Consider the following 24,198-nt stretch of genomic DNA (forward strand, 5'->3'; position numbering starts at 1 on the left):
TTTTCCGGGACCTTTTCGCCGCGGGAGTTCCGACGGCCCTAGGCTTTTCCGATATGGAGCGGACCTGGCCGGCCTCGGGTGCCCACGGTGATTTCGAGCTCACCATGGACGAGCTGCGTCTCGCGAAGGCCACCCAGGTCGGGCACATCCTGCGCGCCGCCGCGAGCGCCGCACGCATCGCCGAGCTCCGGGCCGGTGGTGATGAGACAGTGGGCGACGACGTGATCGAGCAGGTCCGGCGCCGCGCGAGTCCCGTGGTGGTCGATGTCCTCTCCCGGTACCCGCTCGCACCGTCCTCGAGGAGCCGGGTCGGCCGGCTGACGAGCGCGCTCGACCGCTCCCTTCGGGACCGGGCCGAAGCCGCGGTGAGCAGGGTGGCGGATCAGGGGGAGGGCAGCGGAGGAAGCTTCTTCGCGCTCAGCCACGCCTCCCACAGGGGGCGCAGCGAAGAGTCGGTGAAGCGCGCCGCAAGGTCCTTGAACTGCGTCGTCGTCACGTTGCCGTGCCGGTGCTCCGCGGTCCACGTGCGCAGCAGCGCGAAGAAGGCGTCGTCGCCGAGTTGCAGGCGCAGTGCGTGCAGTGTGAGCGCGCCGCGCTTGTAGATCCGGTCGTCGAACATGTCCTTCGGACCCGGATCCTCGAGGACGATGTCCTGTGGTTTGCGGGCGAGTCCGCGATGCGCGTCGGCGGCGTGGGCGTGCGCGGACCGGCCGCCGGAGTGCTCCGACCACAGCCATTCGGCGTAGCAGGCGAATCCCTCGTGGAGCCAGATGTCGCACCACTGGTACAGGGTGAGGCTGTTACCGAACCACTGGTGTGCGAGTTCGTGGGCAACGAGCCGTTCCTCTCGTCCGGTGCCATCGCAGAAGTTCGCGCCGAAGATCGACAGTCCCTGCGCCTCGACGGGGATCTCGAGTTCGTCGTCGGTGACGAGTGCGGTGTAGTGGGCGAAGGGATACGGCCCGAACAGGCGCGTGAAGACCTCGAGCATCTCGGTCTGCCGCGCGAAGTCCCGGTCGAACGCCTCCTGCAGCCGCGGCGGATGGATCCCGTACTGGGGAACGGGATCCGTTGCGAGAGTGCGTATCCGATAGTTACCCGTCTGCACGGTCGCGAGATAAGTCGCCATCGGTTCGGGTTGCTCGTACACCCAGGTGGTGCGGCTCGACTTCGTGGTCTTGTGCACGAGGGTGCCGTTGGCGACCGCGACGAACGGTGCGTCGGTGGTCACCGAGATGCGGTAGGTGGCCTTCGAGCCGGGATGGTCGTCGCAGGGGAACCAGGTCGGCGCCCCGTTGGGCTGGCTCGCGACCAGCGACCCCTCGTCGAGTTCCTCCCAGCCGACGTCCCCCCAGATCGTGCGCAACGGCGTCGGGGTGCCCGAGTACTGGACGGTGAACACCAGGACGGCGCCGGCGGGGAGCTTCTCGGTGGGCGTCACGGTGAGTTTGCCGTTGCGGTGGACGAACTTCGCGGGCCGGCGTCCGTTGACCGCGACCTTGGCGACCCGCATCGACGGCGCCAGATCGAGGGAGTACTTCCCGCGTACGTCCGTGGTGGTGGCGATGACCTTCGCCCGCCCGTCCAGCCGGTTGGAGACGACCTTGTAGGTCAGATCCAGTTCGTACCGCGACACGCGGTAGCCGCGGTTGCCGCTCTCCGGCAGATAGGGGTCGAGCGGGCGGTCGGCGGCGACGGGGGCGACGGGCTTGATCGGTTTCATCGCGGCGACCATTCGCTCGGCGTCGTCCACGGCGCGATGGGGTTGCCCTGCCAGCGAGTGGACGCCGGGACGACGTCGCCGCGCATCACCAGCGAGGCCGGGCCGACGGTGGCACCGTCGCCGATGCCCGAGGCCGGCAGCGCGACGCACTGCGGGCCGAGCGTCGCGCCGGTGCCGAGGGTCACGGTGTCCATGGACATGATCCGATCATGGAACAGGTGGGTCTGTACAACGCAGCCGCGTTCGACGGTCGCTCCGTCGCCGAGGGCTACCAGGTCGGCCTCGGGCAGCCAGTAGCTCTCGCACCACACACCACGGCCGATCCGTGAGCCCAGGGCCCGCAACCACAGGTTCATCACTGCGGTGCCGGTCGCGGCGCGGGCGAACCACGGGGCGGCCACGGTCTCGACGAAGGTGTCGGACACCTCGTTGCGCCACACGAACGAACTCCACAGCGGATGTTCCACCCGGGCGATCCGCCCGACCACGAGCCATTTCGCGGCGACGGTCACCGCGCACGCCACGGCCCCGGCCACCATGAGCACCAGCCCTGAGAGCAGCGCCGCGAGGGCGTATCCGACGTGGTCGGCGAGGGTGTTGAGGGCGAAGAGCACCCCGAGGCCGATGCCGAAGGTGACGATCATGGGCACGAGCCGGAACGTCTCGACGGCACCGCGCGCGACCCGCAGCCGCAGCGGCGGGGCGAAGGTGCGGCGCGCGTCCGCCTCGTTGCCCGTCCGGCGCAGCCGCACCGGGGGACTGCCCAGCCACGACGATCCGGACTTCGCCTTCTCCGGCGCGGCGGAGAGCACCGCCACCAGCCCGTGTTTCGGTACCCGACGCCCGGGCGCGGCCATCCCGGAGTTGCCGAGGAAGGCACGCTTGCCGACCTTCGCGTGCGAGATGTAGAGCCAGCCGCCGCCGAGTTCGTAGGAGGCGACCATCGTGTCGTCGGCGAGGAACGCGCCGTCGGCGACCTTCGTGAACTTGGGGACCATCAGCACGGTCGACGCCTCGACGTCCCGGCCGATGTCCGCCCCGAGCAGCCGCAACCAGATCGGGGTGAGCATCGAGGCGTAGAGGGGGAACAGGAAGGTGCGCGACGAGTCCATCAGCCTCTCGGTGCACCACACCTGCCAGCCGACACGGCTGCGCACGGGATGCCAACCCTCCGTCATGCCGACGGCGAGCAGACGCACCGCCAGGAGGGTGACGAGCGCGAAGACGAACATCGTCAGCAGCGCCGCGACGGGCAGCATCGCCAGCGACCGCACCACGGCGTCGGAGACGGTCGGGGTGTCGTGTACCCACCACACCAGCAGTGCGACCCCGGCCGCGATCGACACGACCGGCAGCCCGCCGATGAGGATCGACGACAGCGCGTAGGCCGGGACCCAGCGGGTGCCGCGCGGCGGCGGAACATCGGGCCAGGGCTGTTCCGTCCGACCGACCTTCCGGGCCGGGGAGCCCGCCCAGCGACGCCCCGATTTCACCCGGCCGAACACCGCCGATCCCGCTTCGACCTGCGCGTTCTTCCCGATCCGGGTGCCGGGTGCGAGGAACGAACGGGCCCCCACCGTGGCGCCGGCGTCGATGCGGATGCTGCCGATGTGGACGACGTCGCCGTCCACCCAGTGCCCGGACAGGTCCACCTCGGGTTCGATCGCGCAGCCGTCACCGAGTTCGAGCAGCCCGGTGACGGGCGGCAGGCTGTGGAGGTCCACACCGCGCCCGACCTTCGCTCCGAGCGCCCGCGCGTACTGGCGCATCCAGGGCGCGCTCGAGATGTTGGTGGCACCGGAGGCCTCGGACAGCCGCAGCGCCGTCCACAACCGGAGATGCACCGAACCCCCGCGGGGGTAACTGCCCGGCTCCACACCGCGCAGCAGCAACCGCGCTCCCGCCGCGGCGATGCCCATCCGGCCGACGGGGGTGAGGAACAGCAGGACGCCGAGGGCGACCCACCACCACGAGAGCGTCACGGTCCACGGCACGTCGACCAGCAGGGCGACGAGGTTGTTCAGGATCGCCAGCCAGGTGACCCACTGCAGGCCGGTGAGTGTGGTGAGCGGGATCGTCGCCGCGATCTGCGCGAGCTGCGCGTGCAGGGGGACGGGGGCGACCCGCCGCGGCTCCACCGCCTCCGTGGGGGCGAGTTCGTCGAGGTAGGTGGCGAGGGATCCCAGCCGGGGATGGTCGTACAGCTCGGCGACCGTCATCTCCGGGAACCGGGTGCGCAGCGCCGTCACCAGCTGTGCTGCCGCGAGGGAGCCGCCGCCGAGCTCGAAGAAGTCGTCGTCGGCCCCTTCGATGCGGCATCCGAGCAGGTCGGTCCACAGGCCGGCGATCCACTCGGCGGTGGGATCGAGCCCGAGCGCCTCCACCGACTCCGCGTCGGCGCCGGGCAACGGCCACGGCAGGGCGTTGCGGTCGACCTTGCCGGAGGTGCGGGTGGGCAACTCGTCGACGAGTGCGAGCCGGGGGACGAGCGCGGCCGGGAGCTGCTCCGACAGCAGGTCGTGCGCGGACGCGACGTCGAAGTCCGGATCGGCGGACGCGATGTAGCCCACGAGGATCGAATGCCCCGCCGCCGTTCTCCGTACCGCGCAGGCTCCTCCCGCCACACCGGGCAGGTTCTGCAGGGCGTTGTCGATCTCGCCGAGTTCGATCCGGCGGCCACCGATCTTGACCTGGTCGTCGGCACGTCCCTGGAACAGCAGTCCCCGGCGGTCGAGGGTCACGAGATCGCCGCTGCGGTAGGCACGTTCCCATCCGAGCGTGGGCATTGGGGCGTACTTCTCGGCGTCCTTCGCCGGGTCGAGATAGCGCGCGAGACCCACGCCGCCGATGACGAGTTCGCCGACCTGCCCCTCCGCGACCGGGTTCCCGTCGGCGTCCACGACCGCCAGATCCCAGCCGTCGAGCGGAAGACCGATGCGCACCGGACCGGTGCCGTCCATGAGTGACGCGCACGCCACCACGGTCGTCTCGGTGGGGCCGTAGGTGTTCCACACCTCGCGTCCCGGCACGGCGAGACGCGCGACGAGATCGGGTGGGCAGGCCTCGCCGCCGAAGATGAGCAACCGCACCGGTTCGAGCGCCTCCGTAGGCCACATCGCGGCGAGCGTCGGCACGGTCGAGACGACGTTGATGTCGCGGGAGACCAGCCACGGCCCCAGATCCGCACCGGACCGCACCAGCGCGCGCGGAGCCGGAACCAGGCACGCACCGTGCCGCCACGCGAGCCACATCTCCTCGCAGGAGGCGTCGAAGGCGACGGACAGTCCGGCGAGCACCCGGTCGCCGGGACCGAGGGGAGCGTCCCGGCAGAACAGGCGTGCCTCGGCGTCGACGAAGGCCGCGGCGTTGCGGTGGGTGACGGCCACGCCCTTCGGGGTGCCCGTCGACCCCGAGGTGAAGATGATCCACGCGTCGTCGTCGAGCCGCGGCCCGCGCATCTCGGGGGCGCCCGAGCGGGGCGCGGTCCCCGGTCCGATGCCGTCGTCGGTGACGATCGCGGCGACCCGGGCCTCGGAGAACACCAGTTCGGCGCGTTCCTCGGGGTCGTCGGCGTCCACCGGCACGTAGGCGGCGCCCGCGGCCAGAACGGAGAGAATCGTCACATACAGCTCGGCGCGGCCGGAGGTCATCCGCACCCCCACCCGGTCCCCGGCACCAACGCCGGCGTCGTTCAGGGCGTAGGCCCCGGCCACCACCTTCTCGACCAGTTCGGCGTAGTCGAGGACCGTGCTGCCGTCGTCGACGGCGGGGGCGCCGGGATGGGCCTCGGCGGTGCTCCGCAGCAGGTCGACGAGGGTTCTCGGAGTGGGCGCGTGCGAGCCGCGGAGGAACTCACCGGGGACGGGGAACCGGTCGGGGACGGCGGGAGGGAGGGCTGACAAGTCCGCGGATCCTTCTGCTCGGTGGATTCCAGTGGTTATCTCACGTCCGGATGTACTGCGGGTGAACATTCCGGCGCGCGGGCGATTCGGGTGGGGTTGACACGTCCGGGTCGGGCTGCCATCCTCTTCGGCAGGTCATGAGAACCAGCGTCAAGCCCCGGCTAGCTGGTCGGCAACCCTCCAACCGCGGTGGGGTGCTCCGGGTGACGACCTGGCCGTGATTCCAAGACCGGACACGGCAAGCGCGGACTCCGCCGGCGACAAGTCTCCATTGTCGTGGGCGTTCACCGGCGGGTCCCTGATACACCGAGGGATTTGTCATGACTGCTGCCACCATCACCGCCACCTGCGTCGCTCCGTTCGCCACCGTTTCGGGCTGCGACCTGCAGGTTCCGCTCGTCCAGGGCGGTTCCTGCACCTACGCGAACTTCGACTACGCCGCGAGCGCCCCAGCTCTCGCCGCCGTCACCGACCGCATCGCCGAGCTGCTGCCCTTCTACGCCAGTGTGCACCGCGGCGCCGGCTACGCCTCGCGGATCAGCACCTCCGCCTACGAGGAGTCGCGGACGTCGGTGTCGCGCTTCGTGAACGCCGCCGACGACCAGGTCGTCGTGTTCACCCGCAACACCACCGACTCGCTGAATCTGCTCGCGACCGCCGTGCCCGGCGACGTCGTCGTCCTGGACATCGAGCATCACGCGAACCTGTTGCCGTGGAAGAACTCTCGCGTCGTCGAGGCCGCCGATACCGTCACCGAGACCATCTGGCGTCTGTCCGTCGAGCTCGAGCGTGCCCCCGCTGCCCTGCTCGCGATCACCGGCGCCTCCAACGTCACCGGTGAGGTGCTGCCCATCGGCGAACTCGCCGAGCTCGCCCACGCCCACGGCGCGCGGATCCTCGTCGACGGTGCGCAGCTCGTGCCGCACCGCCGCGTCGACCTGACCGCTCTCGGCGTGGACTACCTCGCCTTCTCCGGCCACAAGCTGTACGCGCCGTTCGGTGCGGGTGTGCTCGTCGGTCGCCGCGATTGGCTCGACACCGCCGAGCCCTACCTCGCCGGTGGTGGCGCCGTGCGCGAGGTCAGCCTCGACTGCGTCGAATGGGCCTGCGCCCCTGCGCGTCACGAGGCCGGCAGCCCCAACGTGCTCGGTGTTGCGGCCATCGCCGCCGCGTGCGACGCGCTCGCCGGTTTCGACGCCGAGGCGGCCGCGCGCCACGAGGAGGCGCTGTGCACGCAGCTCGTCGACGGACTGCGCGACATCGACGGCATCGAACTGCTGCGTCTGTGGAACGACTCGACCGACAGCGTCGGCATCGTCACCTTCACCGTCGAGGGCTACGAGCCCGGCCAGGTCGCGTCGTACCTGTCCGCCGAGCACGGCATCGGCGTGCGCGACGGCCGTTTCTGCGCCCACCCGCTCCTCGCGCGGGTCGGCCGCCCCGGTGGCGCCGTGCGTGCGTCGCTGGGACTGGGCAGCTCCTCCGACGACGTCGCGCGTCTGCTCTCGGCGCTGCGGTCGCTCGTCGAGAACGGCCCGTCCTGGGTGCACGCGAAGACCGACGGCGGGTGGAGCCCCTCGCCGGAGACCCGGCCGGGCCTGGCGCAGAACGACGAGGGTGCGTCGCCCTGCGTGTAGCGGTCGACAATTCCCCACCTGCTGAGTAGGGTAATCGCCATGTACGGAGCGAGGACGAGCGCAGCGGCACGGTGGTGCCGTCGCCATGTCGACCTCTGCCGTACCGCCTCGGGTAGCTGTCCGGACTGACGTCCTTCCCCGCACGGTCTTCCCACACACCGCGGTCGCTCCCGTCGAGCGATTCCGCGGACGATGCCCGAGAGGTACCCATGTCCGACACCCGCACCCTGAACTCTTCCACCGCAAGCCTTCCGGTCGACCGCCCGCTGCGTGTGGCCGTCGAACTCGCCGGCCCCGCCGGTCCCGACTACTGGGCCGACCTCACCCTCGGCCGCGCGGGGGATCCGCCGCTGGATCTCACCTCGGCGTCCCCGAACGTCGTGCGTGTCCGCGCCTCGGATCTGCGTGAGGCGGGCAAGCTCCGCGACCGCGTCCGGGCCGAGGCCGCGGCGGAGGGCCGCGATCCCGATTCGGTGACCGTCCTCGTCGATCTCGAGGTCGTGCTGGCCTCCGACGCGCGTACCGCCCGCCGTCGCCCCGACGCAGTGCGCCGCGGGGGAGCGGGCACCCTGTCCTATGTCGGCACGCCGCACGGCCTGGCCGGGCTGATCGCCGACATCCACGCCGTGCGGGTCGCCGACGGTGTCACGCTGGTCCCGCTGGACGCCTCGTTCACCGTCGAACATCTCGTCGACGGCACGCTGCCCTGGCTCGAGTCGCGGGGGCTGATCGAGGTGTCGCCGACGGTCGTCGAGGTCCTGCGCCGGTTCGGCGAGGGTGCCCACCCCGCCGTGCGTGCGTCCTGACGGCCCTCTGCCGCAACACGTTCCACAATACGAAGGCGGGAAAGGAGTTCCGGCTCCTTCCCCGCCTTCGTCGTGTCGTCAGGCCGTGCGGCGGTCCAGTGCCTCCACGACGAACACCCGCGGATCGGGATCGTAGCGGTAACCCGAGCCGCGCACCGTGGTGATGATGTTGCCGAAACGCCCCAACTTGGAACGGATCCGGGAGACGTGGACGTCGACGCTGCGGTTGCCGCGGTCGGCGTCGAGAGGGTCGTTCCCGGAGTAGCCGGTGCCCAGTGGTCGCAGCGACGCGCGGGTCACCACCACCCGGGGCTGTCGGACCAGATAGGACAGGATCTCGAATTCCGTGTGGCTCAACTCGACTCGTGTTCCGTCGAGGACGAGACCGCGGGCCGGCAGGTCGATCACCAGCGATGCGGGTCCCGCGCTCAGGAGGGTGCGGGTCCGCGCGCCCGGCAGCATGTCGAGGGCGGTCTCGCGGAGTGCGTCGGCCAGAGCCGCGAGATCACCGGCCGATCCGGCATCGGTGTCCGAGACATGCACGATGAGAACGAGTTCGGGTGAATCGGTCGACCCACCGGTGACCGGGGGTGCGACAGGGGAGATGGTCATGACGAGAACTCCGCTGATCGGAAGGTGAGGAGAACGGCGCCGGATCGGTCGCGCACGCGCGGCGATGCCGGGAGAAGAACGGGGACGGTGTGGATCTCAGAACGCACACAGGCACGAGCGGGTGCGGCACAGGTCGACGTGCCTGCGGCTCCACACTCGTACGGTCACGTGGGCGAGTGTACCCGTACGGACAGGCGAACGGTACCGGCAGGTCTGCGATTTCAGTCCACGTCGATGTCGACGGCGGCGGTGATGCGCCGCAGTTCGGAGTAGACGGTGCGGAACAGGGTGTTCGGGCTCCCACCGGAGGCCCACAGTTCCGGATGCGCCTGCAGGGCACGGTCGATGTAGGTGGGCAGGTTCGTCGGGTGCCCCAGCGGAGCGACCCCGCCGAGCGGCTGCGCGGTCACCTCCGTGACCAGACCGGGGGAGGCGGGGACGAGGACGCCGCCGAGTCGCTCGCCGGTGGTCTCCACCGCGACGCGGTGCGCGCCGGAGACGAGCAGCAGGATGGGGTCGTCGTCGAGGAGGAAGACGAGCGACTTCACGATCGCACCCACCTCGACCCCCACCGCGGCGGCCGCCTGCTCGGCGGTGTGCACGGTGTCGGGTTGTTGCACGATCAGCCCGTGATGACCACGTGCGATGAGTGTGTCCGACACGCGGTGGGCGTTCGGATGCAGCGACCTGGTCATGGATCAAGAGTAGGAAAAACGCCGCGCGATGGGCGGGCTTCCGCGATCCCGGAACGGACGGTGCCGATGCGCTCCGGCGATCCGCAAGTTACTCTTCGGTAATGTCCGATCACTCGCCTTGGAAAGCGTTCACCGTCGAGCGCAGGGACCACGTCGCACAGGTCACGCTCATCGGCCCCGGCAAGGGCAACGCGATGGGCCCCGACTTCTGGGCGGAACTGCCCGTCCTCTTCGGGGAACTCGACGCCGACTCCGAGGTCCGTGCGATCGTGCTCGCCGGATCCGGGAAGAACTTCAGCTTCGGTCTCGACCTCGTCGCGATGGGCGGCAGCCTCAGCGCCGTCGTCGGAGGAAAGGCGCTGGCGAAGCCGCGCACCGACTTCCACAAGCTGATCAAGTCCATGCAGGCCGCCATCACCGCTGTCGCCGACTGCCGCAAGCCGGTCGTCGCCGCCGTCCAGGGCTGGTGCATCGGCGGTGGCGTCGACCTGATCACCGCCGCCGACATCCGCTACGCCAGCGCCGACGCCAAGTTCAGCGTCCGTGAGGTCAAGGTCGGCATGGTCGCCGACGTCGGCACCCTCGCGCGGCTGCCGCTCATCGTCGGCGACGGCCACGTCCGCGAACTCGCGCTCACCGGCAAGGACATCGACGCCGCCCGCGCCGAGAAGATCGGCCTGGTCAACGAGGTCTTCGCCGACGCCGACGCAGTGCTCGCCGCCGCCCACGCGACCGCCGCGGAGATCGCCGCCAACCCGCCGCTGGTGGTGCAGGGCATCAAGGACGTCCTCGACCACAGCCGGTCGGCGCGCATCGACGACAGCCTCCGCTACGTCGCGGCGTGGAACGCGGCGTTCCTGCCCTCGGAGGATCTCACCGAGGCGATCACCGCCGTCTTCGAGAAGCGCCCGCCGCAGTTCAAGGGCGAGTAGCCCCGTAATTCCCCCGTATACGACGGTTCCCCCGGACGATGTGATCGTCCGGGGGAACCGTCGCTGCAGGTGTCAGTGCCCGCCGTCGGCCTTCAGGCGCTCGATCGACGCGGTGACCTCGGCCTCGGCCTCGGCGCGGCCGACCCAGTCGGCGGCCTCGACGTGCTTGCCCGGCTCGAGATCCTTGTAGTGCACGAAGAAGTGCTTGATGGCGTCGAGCTCGAACTGCGAGACGTCGCTGATGTCCTGGACGTGGTCCCAGCGCGGATCGCCGGCCGGAACGGCCAGGATCTTGTCGTCGCCGCCGGCCTCGTCGACCATCTTGAACATGCCGACCGGGCGGGCCTCGACGATCACACCGGGGAAGACCGACTCGGGCAGCAGGACCATGCAGTCCAGCGGATCGCCGTCCTCACCGAGCGTGTTCTCGATGTAACCGTAGTCCGCCGGGTAGCCGAACGAGGTGTACAGGTAACGATCGAGCTTGACGCGTCCGGTCTCGTGATCGACCTCGTACTTGTTCCGCTGCCCCTTGGGGATCTCGATGGTGACCTCGAACTCCACGCGTTGCCTCACTTCGTCGGTTTTTACCTGCCGATACGACATCCGTATCTGCGGTGATGGTCCGCAGAGAGGATAACGGTCGCGGCGCTAGTCTGGAGGACGCAGGTACCGGGCCCCGAGTGCGTCACACCGGTGTGCGGTCGGCAGCGGGCATCACGGGTGGCCGGTCGACGAGTGTGCAGGATTGTGGCGGAGGCGTGTTGGCGGGGCAGGGCAAGAACAAGAAGCAGGGTGCGTTGGTCACCAAGCGGCGGCGGAACGTCCGGATCCTGTTCGGGATCTGGGGGGCCGGCATCCTCGCCCTCGTCGTCGGCGGGGCGTTCGCGATCCACGACGTGCGCACCTCCGAGACCGAGTCGGTGGTGCCCGCGCCCGCCCCGGTCGTCGCCACCCCGCAGGTCGCCCCCGTCCCGCCCGACGCTCCGGCACCGGACCCCGGCGCGCTCGCCGCGTCCCTCGGCGTCGCCGCGGACAACCCGGTCCTCGGCGACTTCACCGGGTCCGTCACCGACGCCGCCACCGGCACCGTGCTGTGGGAACGCGACGCCGCCCGCCCGCTGATCCCGGCGTCCACCACCAAGGTCCTCACCGCCGCGGCCGCGCTGCTCGTGCTGCCCTCGGACCACCGCGTCACCACGAAGGTCGTCACCGGTTCGAAGCCGGGCGAGATCGTCCTGGTCGCCGGCGGGGATCCCACCCTGTCCGCGCAGCCGCCGGGGGAGGAGAGCTTCTACGAGGGTGGGCCGCGCATCGCCGACCTCGCCGAGCAGATCCGCCGCGGCGGCACCGCCGTCGACACCGTGCTCGTCGACGCGAGCCTGTACCGCGGTGATCCAATGGCGCCCGGCTGGCTGCCCCAGGACGTCGGCGCGGGCTACATCGCTCCGCTCGAGGCGATCATGCTCGACGGCGGCCGCTCGCAGCCCCTCGTCGACGAGTCGCCCCGCAGCGCCACCCCGGCGCTCGACGCGGGACGTGCGCTGGCCGTCGCGCTCGGCGCCGACCCCGCCAAGGTGGCCTTCGGTTCCGCTCCCGAGGGTGCCGCTCCGATGGCCTCGGTGCAGTCCGCGCCGCTCGGCCAGCGGCTCGGGCAGATGATGCGCCGGTCCGACAACGTGCTCGCCGAGACCATCGGCCGGGAGGTCGCGCTCGCGGCGGGCAAGGAGGCGTCGTTCGCCGGTGCCGTCGAGGGCGTGCTCGGTACGCTGCAGCAAGCGGGGATCGACGTCGACGGAGTGAAGCTGAACGACACCAGCGGCCTGTCCGCCGACAACCGCATCCCGGCCCGCACGCTCGATCGTGTGCTCGCGGAAGCGGCCGGACCGAACAGGACGGAGTTGCGACCCATGCTCGACGATCTGCCCGTCGCCGGGGCGACCGGCACCCTCGCCGGCCGCTACGGGTCCACCACCCGCGCCGGTGCGGGATGGGTGCGCGCCAAGACCGGCAGCCTCGAGGGCGTCAACGGCCTGGCCGGATACGTCGTCGACGTCGACGGGCGGGTGCTGACCTTCTCACTGCTCTCCAACGGCAGCCCCGCCGGCGATGCGCGGCCCGCCCTCGACACCGTCGCGTCGGTCCTCCGAGAGTGCGGATGCCGATGACCGACAAGGAGCGGGGCCTCGGAGACGCGATCGACTGGTCGTTCGCGGCCGGGGTCGGCGTGCGCCTCACCCGCTCCGAACCGGCGATGTCGCGGTACACGCGCGACACCGTCCGGGACGAACTGTTCGCCGCCGCCGCCCGCGCGGAAGGACCCGTGCGGGAGCACACGCGGCTCGGTGACGGCTCCGAACCCCCACCGGCGCTGGTCGTCGACCGGCCCGGCTGGGTGCGGGCTGCCGCGGCGTCGATGGCCGACCTCACCGCGTCGCCCACCTCCGGCCCCGGCGGCGGACGCCCCTGGGTGGGCAAACCCGCCGGCGCGCAGGCCGGGGCGATGCTCGCCTATCTGTCCTCCGCGGTGCTCGGCCAGTACGATCCGTTCTCCCGGACGCTGCTGCTCGTCGCGCCCAACGTCGTCGCCGTCGAACGGGCCCTGCGGGTACCGACCTCCGATTTCCGGCTGTGGGTGTGCCTGCACGAGGTGACCCACCGGGTGCAGTTCGCGCAGGCCCCCTGGATGGCCGATCTGATGCGCGAGGCCGCCGCGGAGCTGGCGACCGCCGTCGACGAACCGGTCGGCGAGATGGCGGCGCGGTTGGTGTCCGCCGTCCGCGACCTCCGCGATCCCGACGGCAAGCCGATGTCGCAGCGCGGCGTGCTCGGGGTGGTGCGGGCCCTGCAGAGCGGGCCGCAACGCGAATCCTTCGACCGGATCCTCGCCCTCGGCACCCTGCTGGAGGGGCACGCCGACCACGTCATGGACGGCGTCGGACCGGCCGTGGTGCCCTCGGTCGCGCGGATCCGGCGTGCGTTCGACAGTCGGCGTCAGCGCAGCACCGGACCGATCCACCGGTTGATCCGGCTGGTCCTCGGCATGGACGCGAAGATGGCCCAGTACGTGCACGGCAAGAAGTTCGTCGACGCCGTCGTCGCCCGCGCCGGGATGGACGCCTTCAACACCGTCTGGTCCCGGCCCGAAGCCCTGCCGACCCTCGCCGAGATCGACGAACCCGACGCGTGGATCGCGCGGGTGCTGAACTGATGGTGCGCTGATGGCGGCTCCCTCCCCGCGTCCCCTGTTGCCCGAGGCCCCGGCGATCCACGAGGTGCGGCTCGCCGTGCGGGCCTGGCTGGCCGCCTACGCGGTGAGCGAGGTGACGGTCGCGCTCTCGGGCGGCGCCGACTCGGCCGCCCTGACCGCCGCCGCCGTCGCGGAGGCGGACGCCGTGCACGCCGTCGTCGTCGACCATCGCCTCCAGGAGGGGTCGGGGGACGTCGCGGCGCGGGCCGTGGAGTTCGCCCGGGCCCGCGGATGCACGAGCGCGCAGGTGGTGCCCGTCGACGTGGACGGTCCCGGAGGTATGGAGGCCGCCGCGCGCGTGGCGCGCTACCGGGCGCTGGACGAGCATCGCGCCGACCGTCCCGTGCTGCTCGGCCACACCCTCGACGACCAGGCCGAGACCGTGCTGCTCGGCCTCGGGCGCGGATCGGGACTGCGGTCCATCCGGGGCATGGCCTCCTTCGAACCACCCTGGGGCCGACCCCTGCTCGGGGTGCGGCGGGAGACCACCCGCCGCGCCTGCGCGGAACTCGGCTACCGCCCCTACGAGGACCCGCACAACGCCGACGGTCGCTTCACCCGGGTGCGGCTGCGGCACGAGGTGCTGCCGCTGCTCGAGGACGTCCTCGGCGGTGGTGTCGCCGAGGCGCTCGCCCGCACCGCCGGTCAGCTGCGGGAGGACGGGGACGCGCTCGACGAGGCCGCCGTGGAGCTGCTGGCCCGCGCCGTCGAGGACGACGGACTGGAGGTGGCCGAGCTCACGACGGCCCCCGCCGCGGTTCGCCGCCGGGCGATCCGGTCGTGGCTTCTCGATCACACCGTCACCCCCAACGAGGCGATGCTGCGGGCCGTGGACGACCTGGTCGGCGCGTGGAGAGGGCAGGGACCGGTCGCGGTCGGACGTGGTACGCGCGCCGGCACCAGGTTGGTGGTGTCGCGTCGGCGTGGCAGGCTTGGCGTGGAGTACGTCGACCGGCAGAACGGGCGGGCGACCGAGGAAGGTAGGTAGGACCCCGGTGTACGAGAACGACATAGCGTCGGTGCTGATCTCGGAAGAGCAGATCAAGCAGCGCACGGCGGAACTGGCGCAGTCGATCGCCGAGCGGTACCCGGTGGGCTCGCCCGAGGGCGATCTGCTGCTCATCGGTGTGCTCAAGGGCGCGATCTTCTTCATGACGGACTTCGCCCGCGCCATGCCGATCCCCACCCAGATGGAGTTCATGGCCGTCAGCTCGTACGGGTCGTCGACCTCGTCCTCGGGTGTCGTGCGCATCCTCAAGGACCTCGACAAGGACATCGCGGGCCGCAACGTGCTCATCGTCGAGGACATCATCGACTCGGGCCTGACCCTGTCGTGGCTCCTCAAGAACCTGTCGTCGCGCAACCCCGCCTCGCTCGAGGTCGTGACGCTGCTCCGCAAGCCGGAGGCCCAGAAGATCGACGTCGAGGTCAAGGACGTCGGTTTCGACATCCCCGACGAGTTCGTGGTCGGCTACGGCCTCGACTACGACGAGCGTTACCGCGACCTGCCCTACATCGGCACGCTCGACCCCAAGGTCTACAGCAGCTGATCCCCGAGCGAGCGGGGGCGGCGGGTTCCCGGTCGCGGGAACTCCGGGCCCGGCCCGGTCGTTGACCGTACGAAAGTCTCCTCGGCACCGGCCCGGACCGGTGGCGGGGCGGCTCCTCGTACCCACGCGGTAACCTTGCGGTGCCTGGTCGGTGGCCGGTGCGCGGTATCGCGGCCATGCCGGGTGCGAAGCGTCGCGACTGCGAGACCCCGACGAACTCGATCGAAAGGACCGGCCGGCCGGGCCGAACCTGTATGAACCGCAAGACAGTGTTCCGTAATCTGGCGATCGTCGCCGGCATCCTGCTGGTGATCTATGCCTTCAGTTACTTCGGCGACGACACGCGCGGTTTCACTCAGGTGGACACCTCCGTCGCGGTGTCCCAGCTCGAGGCGCAGAACGTCGGCCAGGCGCGTATCGACGACCGTGAGCAGCAGGTCCGCCTGTGGCTGGAGAACGGCAACGACGCCACCGAGGGTGCCACCGAGATCATCGCGAAGTACCCCGCCTCGGCGTCCGAGCAGATCTTCGACCTGGTCGCCGCGTCCGGTGCGGAGAAGTACGACACGAACGTCACCCAGGAGAACTGGCTGACGTCGATCCTCATCTTCGTGCTGCCGATGATCATCCTGCTCGGCGTCTTCTTCTTCGTGATGAGCCGCATGCAGGGCGGTGGCCGCGGCGGCATGATGGGCTTCGGCAAGTCCAAGGCCAAGCAGCTGTCGAAGGACATGCCGAAGACGACCTTCGCCGACGTCGCCGGCGCCAACGAGGCCGTCGAAGAGCTCTACGAGATCAAGGACTTCCTGCAGAATCCCGCCCGGTACCAGGCGCTCGGCGCCAAGATCCCCAAGGGCGTGCTGCTCTACGGCCCTCCCGGCACCGGTAAGACCCTGCTCGCGCGGGCCGTCGCCGGCGAGGCGGGTGTCCCGTTCTTCACCATCTCCGGTTCCGACTTCGTCGAGATGTTCGTCGGTGTCGGTGCCTCCCGCGTGCGCGACCTGTTCGAACAGGCCAAGCAGAGCGCCCCGTGCATCATCTTCGTCGACGAGATCGACGCCGTCGGCCGTCAGCGCGGTGCCGGTCTCGGCGGTGGCCACGACGAACGCGAGCAGACCCTCAACCAGTTGCTCGTCGAGATGGACGGCTTCGGCGACCGCTCCGGCATCATCGTGATGGCCGCGACGAACCGCCCCGACATCCTCGACCCGGCGCTGCTGCGTCCCGGCCGTTTCGACCGGCAGATCCCGGTCACGAATCCCGACCTCGCGGGTCGCCGCGCGATCCTCGCCGTGCATTCCAAGGGCAAGCCGATCGATCCGAACGCGGACCTCGACGCCCTGGCCAAGCGCACCGTGGGCATGTCCGGCGCCGACCTCGCGAACGTCATCAACGAGGCCGCGCTGCTCACCGCCCGAGAGAACGGCACGGTGATCACCGAGGCGATCCTCGAGGAGTCGGTCGACCGCGTCATCGGCGGTCCCCGCCGCAAGAGCCGCATCATCAGCGAGCACGAGAAGAAGATCACCGCCTACCACGAGGGTGGTCACACCCTCGCCGCGTGGGCGATGCCCGACATCGAGCCCGTCTACAAGGTCACCATTCTCGCGCGCGGCCGCACCGGCGGTCACGCCATGACGGTGCCCGAGGACGACAAGGGCCTGATGACACGGTCGGAGATGATCGCGCGCCTCGTCATGGCGATGGGTGGCCGCGCCGCGGAGGAACTCGTCTTCCGCGAGCCCACCACCGGCGCCTCGTCCGACATCGACCAGGCCACGAAGATCGCGCGGGCCATGGTCACCGAGTACGGCATGAGCGCGAAGCTCGGTGCCGTGCGCTACGGCCAGGAGCAGGGTGATCCCTTCCTCGGCCGGTCGATGGGCGTGCAGTCCGACTACTCGCACGAGGTGGCTCGCGAGATCGACGAGGAGGTCCGCAACCTCATCGAGGCCGCGCACACCGAGGCGTGGGCGATCCTCAACGAGTACCGCGACGCCCTCGACGTGCTCGCCGGCGAGCTGCTCGAACACGAGACGCTCACCCGCAAGGACCTCGAGCGGATCCTCGTCGACGTGAAGAAGCGTCCGCGGATCACGACGTTCAACGACTTCGGCGACCGGATCCCGTCCGACAAGCCGCCGATCAAGACGCCCGCCGAGCTGGCGGCCGAGCGCGGTGAGCCGTGGCCACCGGAGCAGCCCACGCTCGTCAAGCCCGCCCACCCGCACCCGCAGACGCCCGACCAGGGTGTTCCGCAGGGCGCCGGGGCCCACCCGACCGGTGCGCAGCCGCAGTACCAGCCCGCTGCTCCGGCCAACGGCTACCCGGCATCCCAGCCGCCGCAGCCGGTGCCGGCGTCCGAGCCGTTCCCGGGCTTCCGGCCCGCCGCGCCCTATCCGGGTGGACCGCGGCACGCAACGCGTCCCGACTACGGTGCTCCCGCCGGGTGGTCCGCTCCGGGCTGGCCTCCGCAGGATGCGGGTGCGGACGATGCGCGTTCCGCGCAGCCGGGACGGTACGGTTCGGAGGGGCAGCCGGGACAGTCGCAGTCCGGGGAACAACCGCGTGAGGGTCACGCGGCTCCGGAACCGCCTCCTACACAGCCGTGGGAAGGCCCGACGGGCCGGCACTGACCCCGTGTCGCCGGCGCAGGAGCCGGCAGGCGCGACAGGTGCCGCCGGCACCTCTGGAGACGAGCGATGGAGAGTGGAGGTCGAACGGGTGTCGGTGAACCACGTGAATGCCGGGACCGGTGCCGCACCGGGCCAGGACGATGTGACGACGCACGAGCTGAGTGTGGATGCCGGACGCACCTTCGACCAGGCTCGCGCCGAGGCCGCGGTCCGCGAACTGCTGATCGCCGTCGGTGAGGATCCCGACCGCGAGGGTCTGCGCGACACCCCTGCCCGGGTGGCCCGCGCCTACCGCGAGGTCTTCGCCGGGCTGTTCACCGACCCCGACGAGGTCCTCAACACCACCTTCGACGAGGGCCACCAGGAACTCGTGCTGGTGCGGGACATCCCGATGTACTCCACCTGCGAGCACCACCTGGTGTCCTTCCACGGCGTCGCCCACGTCGGCTACATCCCCGGCCCCACCGGCCGCGTCACCGGGCTGTCGAAGCTCGCGCGACTCGTCGACCTGTACGCCAAGCGGCCGCAGGTGCAGGAACGCCTGACCAGCCAGATCGCCGACGCGATGATGCGCAAGCTCGAGCCGCGCGGCGTGATCGTCGTGGTCGAGGCCGAGCACCTGTGCATGGCGATGCGCGGCATCCGCAAGCCGGGTGCGAGCACGACCACCTCGGCCGTGCGGGGCCTGTTCCAGACCAGTTCGGCGTCGCGCGCCGAGGCCCTGGACCTCATCCTCCGCCGGTGATCAGCGTCCCCGCCGATCAGTGGCCCGTCGTGATGGGCGTACTGAACGTCACCAGCGACTCCTTCTCCGACGGCGGCCGATATCTCGATCGTGACGCCGCGATCGCCCACGGTTTCGAGCTGCGTGAACTCGGCGTCGACATCGTCGACGTCGGGGGCGAGTCCACCCGGCCCGGCGCGGTCCGTGTCGACCCGGAGGTCGAGGTCGCGCGGGTGGTGCCGGTCATCGAGGAGCTGTCGAAGGCCGGGATCGCCACCAGCGTCGACACCATGCGCGCCTCCGTCGCCGCCGCCGCCATCGAGGCGGGGGTGTCGATGGTCAACGACGTCTCCGGGGGCCGCGCCGATCCGGACATGGCGTCGGTGGTCGCCGACGCGGACGTGCCGTGGATCCTCATGCACTGGCGTCCCGCCGGCGGCTTCGTGCACGCCGGTGGGTCCACGCACTACGACGACGTCGTGCGCGAGGTCCGTGAGGAACTGCTCGTGCAGGTCGACGTGGCCGTGTCGGCCGGGGTCGATCCGAGCCGGCTGATCCTCGATCCCGGACTCGGTTTCGTGAAGCAGCCCGACCACAACTGGCAGCTGCTCCACCGCCTGCCCGAGCTCACCGAACTCGGTTTCCCGGTGCTCATCGGCGCCTCGCGCAAGCGTTTCCTCGGGTCGTTGCTCGCGGCGCCCGACGGCACGATCCGTCCGCCCGACGAGCGGGAGGTCGCGACGGCGGTGATCTCCGCGCTGGCGGCGACCCACGGGGCGTGGGGTGTGCGCGTGCACGACGTGCAGTCCACCCGCGACGCCCTCGCGGTGGTGCACGCCTGGCAGCGCGGCAGTTCCGAAGGAGTACGAGCATGAGCGACCGGATCGAGCTGCGGGGCCTGACGGTCCGTGGCAACCACGGTGTCTTCGACCACGAGAAGCGCGACGGCCAGGACTTCGTCGTCGACATCGTCGCGTGGCTCGACCTCGCGCCGGCCGCCGCGAGCGACGACCTCACCGACACCCTGCACTACGGCGAACTCGCCGAGCGGGCCGCCGCGATCGTCGCCGGCCCGAGCCGCGACCTCATCGAGACGGTGGCGGGGGAGATCGCCGACGAGGTGCTCACCGATCCGCGGGTGTCGCGCGTGGAGGTCACCCTGCACAAGCCGTCGGCGCCCATCCCGCTGAACTTCGGTGACGTCGCCGTCGTGATCGACCGGTCGCGGAGCACCACATGAGCCGCGCGGTGCTGTCGATCGGATCGAACATCGGTGACCGGCTCGCCCATCTCCGCTCGGTGGTCGAGGCCCTCGGCTCCCGCACCGTCGCGGTGTCCGCGGTCTATTCGACGGCGCCCTGGGGCGGGGTCGAGCAGGAGGACTTCCTCAACGCCGTCGTCGTCGCCGAGGACCCGTCCTTCGGCCCCCGCGACTGGCTGCTCCTCGGGCAGGAACTCGAGGCGGCCGCCGAACGCGTCCGGATACAGCGGTGGGGGCCGCGCAGCCTCGACGTCGATGTGGTGAGCTGCACCGGCGCCGACGGCCACGACGTCTGCAGCACCGATCCGGAACTGACGCTGCCGCACCCGCGGGCCCACCTGCGGGCCTTCGTGCTCGTCCCGTGGCTCGACGTCGAACCCGACGCGGTGCTCACCGCCGACGGCGTCACCCGGCCGATCGCCGACTGGTGCGCCGGGCTCGACGCGGCCGAACGCGACGGGGTGCACCGCACCGACCACACGCTGACCGGGCCCACCGGGTGAGGCGGGTCTCGTGCTGAGTCAGACCCGGATCCGTGATCTCCTGGCCCTGGCCGCGCTGGCGGCCGCCGCCGCCTGGCTGCTCGTGCGCAGCATGTACGGCTCGCTGCCCCCGATCCCGGTCTACGCGGGGGCATCGCTGTATCCGGTCGCGGTGATCGAGGTGATCCTCGCGTTCCTGATCCGCTCGCGGGTCAGCAAGCACGAGATCGGGGACGGGCCGGGCCGGCTGCATCCCATCACTGCGGCCCGCGCAGTCGCCCTCGCGAAGGCGTCGGCTCTGGTGGGCGCGGCGAGCACCGGCATCTGGGTGGGATTCCTCGTGTATCTGGTGCCGCAGCGCGGGGTCGTGCAGGCCGCCACCGACGACACGTCGGGTGTGGTCGTCGGGGCCGTGGCCGGCATCGCCCTGACCGCCGCCGCCCTGTGGCTCGAATACTGTTGCAGGACACCGGAGGATCCCGACGAACCCAACGAACCGGCGGTCTGACCTGCGGAACACGGGTCCCCGCCGGGCGTGTCGTCCACGGTCCCGGATCGGGGTTCTGCCAGTACGCTGAAGTCATGGCTTCCTCGGTGCGAGTGGACAGGAATCGCCGCCCGTGGCGCAGTACCGGATCGACGATCGTGGCCGGCCTGCTCGCACTGGCGATGATCGCCTCGCTGCTCCTGGTCTTCAGTGAGAGCGTGCAGCTGCTGCGCGTGGGCGTGGTCGTCGCCCTGTGGGCCGCGACCGTGGGAGCCATCGCGATGAACAAGTACCGCCGCGAATCGGCGCTCGACAAGGCGAAGGCCGACGACCTGAAGATGGTCTACGAGCTGCAGCTCCAGCGCGAGATCGCGGCGCGCCGCGAGTACGAACTGACCGTCGAGGAGAAGGTCCGTGCCGATCTGCGGCTCGAGGCCGACGAGATGGCGGCTCTGCGTGCCGAGCTCGCCGGTCTGCGCCACACCCTCGAGGTGCTGCTCGACGGGCGGCTGCCCGACGACCTCGTCGCGCTGGAGGGGCAGGCGGAGCGGCTGCGTGAACTGGACGACGCCGAGCGCGTCACCGCACCCCGGCCGTCCGGCCCGGCCTTCGCGTCGCCGGACGACGAGCCGCTGACCGCGGAGACCGAGGCCGTCGACGCCGCCGCAGCACGGCAGACCGCCGAGGACGACGACGCCGAGACCGGGGACGTCGGGACCGAAGACGTCGCGGGTGTCGAGGACGAGCGGGAGACCGAGCCGGAACCCGAGGACACGGCGGAGCCCGGGAACGAGGTGGATCCCGAGGACACGGCGGAGTCCGGGAACGCCGCGGAGCAGGCCGACGAGGACGACGACGAACCCGCCGGCCGGCGCTCCCGCCGTCGCCGCGCCGACGGCGCCCACGAGGAGGGCCGTACTGTCGCCGAGATCCTCGCCGCCCTGTCCTCCGAACGCTGAGACCGCACGCCCGAGCGCGCCGGACCCGAGTCCCGTCCGTCACCCGGGGCCCTCTGCGTAACGCTCTCACCTGCCCGGATGTCGGTGGTGAGGCGTAGATCACTCGACCGGGCCGTGGCGGCCCGTCGAACGCGCGCGCTATTGTCGAGCGGAACGTCTGGTACCCGCCGAGCGGGACTGGAACGAACGAGAGGACTCCCGTGACCTCCTTCGGGATCACCAATGCGCCGACCCCTGCGCGACTGTCGGTGGGCATCGTGTCCGCCGGGCGGGTGGGTACCGCACTCGGTGTCGCACTCGAACGTGTCGGCCATGTCGTCGTGGCCTGCGCCGCCGTCTCCGACGCCTCGCGTCACCGCGCCGCCACGCGCCTGCCCGACTCGCGGATCCTGCCCGTCGACGAGGTCGCCGGCCGCTGCAACCTGCTGCTCCTCGCCGTTCCCGACTCCGAACTGTCCTCCCTGATCCAGGGCCTGGCCGCCACCGGTGCCGTCGCGCCCGGCACGATCGTCGCGCACGTCTCCGGTGCCCACGGCATCGGCATCCTCGCCCCGCTCACCGAGCAGGGGACCGTGCCGCTGGCCATCCACCCCGCGATGACCTTCACCGGCCACGACGAGGACATCGACCGGTTGTCCTCGACCTGCTTCGGGATCACCGCCGCCGACGAGATCGGCTACGCCATCGCGCAGTCCCTCGTGCTCGAGATCGGCGGGGAGCCGGTCCGGGTGTCGGAGCAGATGCGCCCGCTCTACCACGCGGCGCTGGCCCACGGCAGCAACCACCTGGTCACCCTCGTCGCCGACGCCGTCGAAGCGCTGCGCGCCGCACTGCGCGGGGACGAACTGCTCGGGCAGCAACTCGTGGACGACGACCCCGGTGGTGTCGCCGAACGGGTCCTGCAGCCGCTGCTGACGGCGGCGCTGGACAACGTGCTGCGCCGCGGCGCCTCGGCCCTCACCGGCCCGGTCGCGCGCGGCGACGCCGAGGCGGTCGCCACGCACCTGCGGGTGCTCGACGAGGTCGACCCGAAGATCGCTGCGGGTTACCGCGCACTGTCGCTGCGATCGGCGCAGCGCACCGGCTCGAAGCCGGAACTGATGGCAATTCTCGAAGGGGCTGAATACGGTGAGTGATGCAGGACAGCGTGGATACGTGCGTGGTGAGCTGACCGTCCACCACGATCCCGCGGGCCTGACGAAGGTCACCAAGGCCCTGCGTGGTGTCGGCCGGACGGTGGCGCTGGTGCCGACCATGGGTGCCCTGCACGCCGGGCACCTCGAGCTGGTGCGGCAGGCGAAGCTCACCGGTGCGGTCGTGGTCGTGTCGATCTTCGTCAACCCGCTGCAGTTCGGGGCGAACGAGGATCTCGACGCCTACCCGCGCACCCTCGAGGCCGACCTGGAACTGCTCCGCGAGGCGGGTGTGGAGCTCGTCTTCGCGCCGTCGGTGACGGACATGTACCCGAACGGTCCCCGCACCACGATTCACCCCGGCCCCGTCGGCTCCGAACTCGAAGGTGCTTCGCGCCCCGGGCATTTCGCGGGGATGCTCACCGTGGTGGCGAAGCTGTTCAACATCGTCGCCCCCAACACCGCCTTCTTCGGCGAGAAGGACTACCAGCAGCTCGTCCTGATCCGCCAGATGGTCGCCGACCTCAACCTCGACATCCGCATCGTCGGGGTGCCCACCGTCCGTGAACAGGACGGGCTCGCCCTGTCGTCGCGGAACCGCTATCTCGATCCCGAGCAGCGGGAGATCGCCACGACCCTGTCGGCTGCTCTCGTCGCCGGCGCCCACGCCGCTGCCGGTGGCCCCGAGGCGATCCTGACCGCCGCCCGCGAGGTGCTCGGGCAGAACCCCCAGCTGGAGGTCGATTACCTCGAGGTGCGCGGCGCCGACCTCGGCCCGGCGCCCGAACGCGGCGACGGCCGGCTGCTCGTCGCGGCCCGGCTCGGCAGCACCCGCCTCATCGACAACGTCGGGGTGGCCGTCGGCACCGGCTTCCTCGAGCGCGCGACCGGGCCTGTGGACCCGGACGCCGAAGACGACCTCCTGAACCGCTGACCAGATTTCCCCACGAGAGAGAAACCGAGGACGAGCATGTTCCGCACCATGATGAAGTCGAAGATCCACCGCGCCACGGTCACGCACGCGGACCTGCACTACGTCGGTTCGGTGACCGTCGATCAGGATCTGATGGACGCCGCGGATCTGCTCGAGGGCGAGCAGGTCTGCATCGTCGACATCGACAACGGCGCCCGGCTCGAGACCTACGTCATCGCCGGTGAGCGCGGCTCGGGCATCATCGGGATCAACGGTGCCGCAGCGCGTCTCGTGAGCCCCGGCGATCTGGTCATCCTCATCGCCTACGGCGTGATGAACGAGCAGGAGTGCAAGGACTACAACCCGCGCGTGGTGTTCGTCGACGCCGACAACCGCCCCGTCGAGCTGGGCAGCGACCCGGCCCACGCCCCCGAGGGCTCCGGTCTGATCACCCCGCGGATGCTGTCCACCCTCGACTCGTCCGCCCTGGTGTAAC

Annotated in this window: 22 protein-coding genes and 1 riboswitch; of the genes, 17 read left to right on the forward strand and 5 right to left on the reverse strand. The window is 70.8% G+C overall.

Annotated elements, in window-relative coordinates:
• Positions 1–382: 382 nt before the first annotated feature.
• The gene (locus OED52_RS01910) at positions 383–1,723 is read right to left on the reverse strand and encodes a M1 family metallopeptidase (protein WP_413247739.1); all 1,341 of its coding nucleotides are present in this window, start codon (positions 1,721–1,723) and stop codon (positions 383–385) included.
• Entirely contained in the window at positions 1,720–5,694 is a 3,975-nt protein-coding gene (locus tag OED52_RS01915) for a Pls/PosA family non-ribosomal peptide synthetase (RefSeq protein WP_264153023.1), read from the reverse strand. Before OED52_RS01915 ends, OED52_RS01910 begins: the two co-directional genes overlap by 4 nt.
• Positions 5,695–5,758: 64 nt before the next feature.
• Positions 5,759–5,876: riboswitch (SAM riboswitch) on the forward strand.
• Positions 5,877–5,945: 69 nt separating this feature from the next.
• On the opposite strand from OED52_RS01915, the gene OED52_RS01920 reads away from it, so the two are divergent.
• Positions 5,946–7,262, forward strand: a complete 1,317-nt coding sequence (locus OED52_RS01920; RefSeq protein ID WP_264153024.1) for an aminotransferase class V-fold PLP-dependent enzyme — start codon at positions 5,946–5,948, stop codon at positions 7,260–7,262.
• Positions 7,263–7,471: 209 nt separating this feature from the next.
• Positions 7,472–8,068 (forward strand): hypothetical protein, encoded by a 597-nt coding sequence (locus OED52_RS01925; protein WP_264153025.1) that lies wholly within the window; start codon positions 7,472–7,474, stop codon positions 8,066–8,068.
• A gap of 78 nt (positions 8,069–8,146) precedes the next feature.
• On the opposite strand, the gene OED52_RS01930 is transcribed toward OED52_RS01925, so the two are convergent.
• Together OED52_RS01930 and OED52_RS01935 are read right to left on the reverse strand one after the other, a co-directional pair.
• On the reverse strand, positions 8,147–8,680 hold the full coding sequence (locus tag OED52_RS01930; protein WP_264153026.1) for a winged helix-turn-helix domain-containing protein: 534 nt from the start codon (positions 8,678–8,680) through the stop codon (positions 8,147–8,149).
• A 221-nt stretch (positions 8,681–8,901) separates the two neighbouring features.
• Positions 8,902–9,375 carry a YbaK/EbsC family protein gene (locus tag OED52_RS01935; RefSeq protein ID WP_264153027.1) on the reverse strand — a complete coding sequence of 158 codons (474 nt, stop codon included), beginning with the start codon at positions 9,373–9,375 and terminating at the stop codon, positions 8,902–8,904.
• Positions 9,376–9,476: 101 nt separating this feature from the next.
• Between OED52_RS01935 and OED52_RS01940 the strand changes: the two genes are divergently transcribed.
• On the forward strand, positions 9,477–10,307 hold the full coding sequence (locus OED52_RS01940; protein ID WP_264153028.1) for a crotonase/enoyl-CoA hydratase family protein: 831 nt from the start codon (positions 9,477–9,479) through the stop codon (positions 10,305–10,307).
• A 72-nt stretch (positions 10,308–10,379) separates the two neighbouring features.
• Here the strand turns inward: OED52_RS01940 and OED52_RS01945 are convergent, their stop codons facing one another.
• Positions 10,380–10,871 carry an inorganic diphosphatase gene (locus OED52_RS01945; protein ID WP_264154549.1) on the reverse strand — a complete coding sequence of 164 codons (492 nt, stop codon included), beginning with the start codon at positions 10,869–10,871 and terminating at the stop codon, positions 10,380–10,382.
• Positions 10,872–11,071: 200 nt separating this feature from the next.
• On the opposite strand from OED52_RS01945, the gene dacB reads away from it, so the two are divergent.
• From dacB to panD, 14 genes are all read left to right on the forward strand, one after another.
• Complete coding sequence (gene dacB, locus OED52_RS01950) at positions 11,072–12,475, forward strand: D-alanyl-D-alanine carboxypeptidase/D-alanyl-D-alanine endopeptidase (protein ID WP_264154550.1); 1,404 nt, start codon at positions 11,072–11,074, stop codon at positions 12,473–12,475.
• Positions 12,472–13,518 carry a zinc-dependent metalloprotease gene (locus OED52_RS01955; protein WP_413247704.1) on the forward strand — a complete coding sequence of 349 codons (1,047 nt, stop codon included), beginning with the start codon at positions 12,472–12,474 and terminating at the stop codon, positions 13,516–13,518. Before dacB ends, OED52_RS01955 begins: the two co-directional genes overlap by 4 nt.
• A 10-nt stretch (positions 13,519–13,528) precedes the next feature.
• Positions 13,529–14,545, forward strand: a complete 1,017-nt coding sequence (tilS, locus tag OED52_RS01960; protein ID WP_264153030.1) for a tRNA lysidine(34) synthetase TilS — start codon at positions 13,529–13,531, stop codon at positions 14,543–14,545.
• Between the two features lie 7 nt (positions 14,546–14,552).
• Positions 14,553–15,107, forward strand: coding sequence for a hypoxanthine phosphoribosyltransferase (hpt, locus tag OED52_RS01965; protein WP_264153031.1), 555 nt, complete (start codon positions 14,553–14,555; stop codon positions 15,105–15,107).
• Positions 15,108–15,361: 254 nt separating this feature from the next.
• Positions 15,362–17,743 (forward strand): ATP-dependent zinc metalloprotease FtsH, encoded by a 2,382-nt coding sequence (ftsH, locus tag OED52_RS01970; RefSeq protein WP_264153032.1) that lies wholly within the window; start codon positions 15,362–15,364, stop codon positions 17,741–17,743.
• Positions 17,744–17,816: 73 nt separating this feature from the next.
• The gene (gene folE, locus OED52_RS01975; RefSeq protein WP_264153033.1) at positions 17,817–18,488 is read left to right on the forward strand and encodes a GTP cyclohydrolase I FolE; all 672 of its coding nucleotides are present in this window, start codon (positions 17,817–17,819) and stop codon (positions 18,486–18,488) included.
• 32 nt (positions 18,489–18,520) lie between these two features.
• On the forward strand, positions 18,521–19,342 hold the full coding sequence (folP, locus tag OED52_RS01980; RefSeq protein ID WP_264154551.1) for a dihydropteroate synthase: 822 nt from the start codon (positions 18,521–18,523) through the stop codon (positions 19,340–19,342).
• Entirely contained in the window at positions 19,339–19,707 is a 369-nt protein-coding gene (gene folB, locus OED52_RS01985) for a dihydroneopterin aldolase (RefSeq protein WP_264153034.1), read from the forward strand. Before folP ends, folB begins: the two co-directional genes overlap by 4 nt.
• A complete protein-coding gene (gene folK / locus OED52_RS01990; RefSeq protein WP_264153035.1) occupies positions 19,704–20,231 on the forward strand; it encodes a 2-amino-4-hydroxy-6-hydroxymethyldihydropteridine diphosphokinase in 528 nt (175 codons plus the stop codon). The genes folB and folK overlap by 4 nt, the downstream gene beginning before the upstream one ends.
• Positions 20,232–20,241: 10 nt before the next feature.
• Positions 20,242–20,718, forward strand: coding sequence for a DUF3180 domain-containing protein (locus tag OED52_RS01995; protein ID WP_264153036.1), 477 nt, complete (start codon positions 20,242–20,244; stop codon positions 20,716–20,718).
• Between the two features lie 74 nt (positions 20,719–20,792).
• Positions 20,793–21,656 carry a DUF6779 domain-containing protein gene (locus OED52_RS02000; RefSeq protein WP_264153037.1) on the forward strand — a complete coding sequence of 288 codons (864 nt, stop codon included), beginning with the start codon at positions 20,793–20,795 and terminating at the stop codon, positions 21,654–21,656.
• Positions 21,657–21,856: 200 nt separating this feature from the next.
• Positions 21,857–22,792 carry a Rossmann-like and DUF2520 domain-containing protein gene (locus OED52_RS02005; RefSeq protein WP_264153038.1) on the forward strand — a complete coding sequence of 312 codons (936 nt, stop codon included), beginning with the start codon at positions 21,857–21,859 and terminating at the stop codon, positions 22,790–22,792.
• Positions 22,785–23,723, forward strand: coding sequence for a pantoate--beta-alanine ligase (gene panC / locus OED52_RS02010; RefSeq protein WP_264153039.1), 939 nt, complete (start codon positions 22,785–22,787; stop codon positions 23,721–23,723). The genes OED52_RS02005 and panC overlap by 8 nt, the downstream gene beginning before the upstream one ends.
• 36 nt (positions 23,724–23,759) lie before the next feature.
• Entirely contained in the window at positions 23,760–24,197 is a 438-nt protein-coding gene (gene panD / locus OED52_RS02015) for an aspartate 1-decarboxylase (RefSeq protein ID WP_264153040.1), read from the forward strand.
• Position 24,198 lies beyond the last annotated feature (1 nt).

The sequence above is a fragment of the Rhodococcus sp. Z13 genome, assembly GCF_025837095.1.
GTDB classification, from domain to species: domain Bacteria; phylum Actinomycetota; class Actinomycetes; order Mycobacteriales; family Mycobacteriaceae; genus Rhodococcus; species Rhodococcus sacchari.

What these genes read in the sequence shown, in the direction of transcription:
- OED52_RS01910 (WP_413247739.1), bottom strand. Translation starts at nt 1,723, where the DNA reads ATGAAACCGATCAAGCCCGTCGCCCCCGTCGCCGCCGACCGCCCGCTC.
- OED52_RS01915 (WP_264153023.1), bottom strand. Translation starts at nt 5,694, where the DNA reads ATGTTCACCCGCAGTACATCCGGACGTGAGATAACCACTGGAATCCAC.
- OED52_RS01920 (WP_264153024.1), top strand. Translation starts at nt 5,946, where the DNA reads ATGACTGCTGCCACCATCACCGCCACCTGCGTCGCTCCGTTCGCCACC.
- OED52_RS01925 (WP_264153025.1), top strand. Translation starts at nt 7,472, where the DNA reads ATGTCCGACACCCGCACCCTGAACTCTTCCACCGCAAGCCTTCCGGTC.
- OED52_RS01930 (WP_264153026.1), bottom strand. Translation starts at nt 8,680, where the DNA reads ATGACCATCTCCCCTGTCGCACCCCCGGTCACCGGTGGGTCGACCGAT.
- OED52_RS01935 (WP_264153027.1), bottom strand. Translation starts at nt 9,375, where the DNA reads ATGACCAGGTCGCTGCATCCGAACGCCCACCGCGTGTCGGACACACTC.
- OED52_RS01940 (WP_264153028.1), top strand. Translation starts at nt 9,477, where the DNA reads ATGTCCGATCACTCGCCTTGGAAAGCGTTCACCGTCGAGCGCAGGGAC.
- OED52_RS01955 (WP_413247704.1), top strand. Translation starts at nt 12,472, where the DNA reads ATGACCGACAAGGAGCGGGGCCTCGGAGACGCGATCGACTGGTCGTTC.
- tilS (WP_264153030.1), top strand. Translation starts at nt 13,529, where the DNA reads ATGGCGGCTCCCTCCCCGCGTCCCCTGTTGCCCGAGGCCCCGGCGATC.
- ftsH (WP_264153032.1), top strand. Translation starts at nt 15,362, where the DNA reads ATGAACCGCAAGACAGTGTTCCGTAATCTGGCGATCGTCGCCGGCATC.
- folP (WP_264154551.1), top strand. Translation starts at nt 18,521, where the DNA reads ATGGGCGTACTGAACGTCACCAGCGACTCCTTCTCCGACGGCGGCCGA.
- folB (WP_264153034.1), top strand. Translation starts at nt 19,339, where the DNA reads ATGAGCGACCGGATCGAGCTGCGGGGCCTGACGGTCCGTGGCAACCAC.
- folK (WP_264153035.1), top strand. Translation starts at nt 19,704, where the DNA reads ATGAGCCGCGCGGTGCTGTCGATCGGATCGAACATCGGTGACCGGCTC.
- OED52_RS02000 (WP_264153037.1), top strand. Translation starts at nt 20,793, where the DNA reads ATGGCTTCCTCGGTGCGAGTGGACAGGAATCGCCGCCCGTGGCGCAGT.
- panD (WP_264153040.1), top strand. Translation starts at nt 23,760, where the DNA reads ATGTTCCGCACCATGATGAAGTCGAAGATCCACCGCGCCACGGTCACG.